Annotated in this window: 1 pseudogene; it reads left to right on the plus strand. The window is 57.6% G+C overall.

Annotated elements, in window-relative coordinates:
• Positions 1-115 precede the first annotated feature (115 nt).
• Positions 116-583: pseudogene (locus EFR00_RS32825) on the plus strand (ISNCY family transposase); the annotation flags it as partial.
• Positions 584-778: the final 195 nt, after the last annotated feature.

Genomic DNA, 778 nt, shown 5'->3' on the forward strand with positions numbered 1-778 from the left:
GATCATATGAAAAGTTCTAGTTCCAGAGCTAGGCGCAGACATAGAAGCTCACAGCAGTTCATCGTGTCCGCTACCGATAGCCGACCGCTAAGCTGCTTCGCCAGATGGGGTCTGCTTGTCGCTTACGCTGCAGGATCGTCTGGTCAAGGAATTGCGACTGGCAGGCATCGACACCATGGAGGCAGGCAATGCGTTTCTGCCGGGCTTCATGGTGGACTACAATGGGCGGTTTGCGATTGTCCCTGCCCGATCCGATGACCTGCACCGGCCGGTAAATCTTGCACCGGATCGGTTGAAGGAGATCCTGTGCAAACGCGAGCAGCGCTATGTCGGGTCGCAGCTGACGTTTTCGTTTGAGCGCAAGCGGATCATGCTGGCGGAGAGCGACGTGACGCGCGGATTGGCTGGTCGCTATGTCGAGACCTATGCCTATGCCGACGGCCGGCTCGATGTGCGGTGGAAGGGACACTCCCTGCCCTACAAGGTGTTCGACAAGGACCAGCGGGTGACGCATGCGGCGATCGTCGAGAACAAGCGGCTCGGCGATGTTCTGGCCTATATCAAGGAGCGGCAGGAGCAGCAATCGGTAAGCGGCCGGTGAGGGCCGTCTTGCGAGGTTGAGACGAACATCGGAAGTCCTAGTGCAAACACTGTAAGCGACAAGCAGACCCCATCTGGCGAAGCAGCTTAGCGGTCGGCTATCGGTAGCGGACACGATGAACTGCTGTGAGCTTCTATGTCTGCGCCTAGCTCTGGAACTAGAACTTTTCATATGATC

The organism is Rhizobium sophoriradicis, from assembly GCF_003939025.1.
GTDB classification, from domain to species: domain Bacteria; phylum Pseudomonadota; class Alphaproteobacteria; order Rhizobiales; family Rhizobiaceae; genus Rhizobium; species Rhizobium sophoriradicis.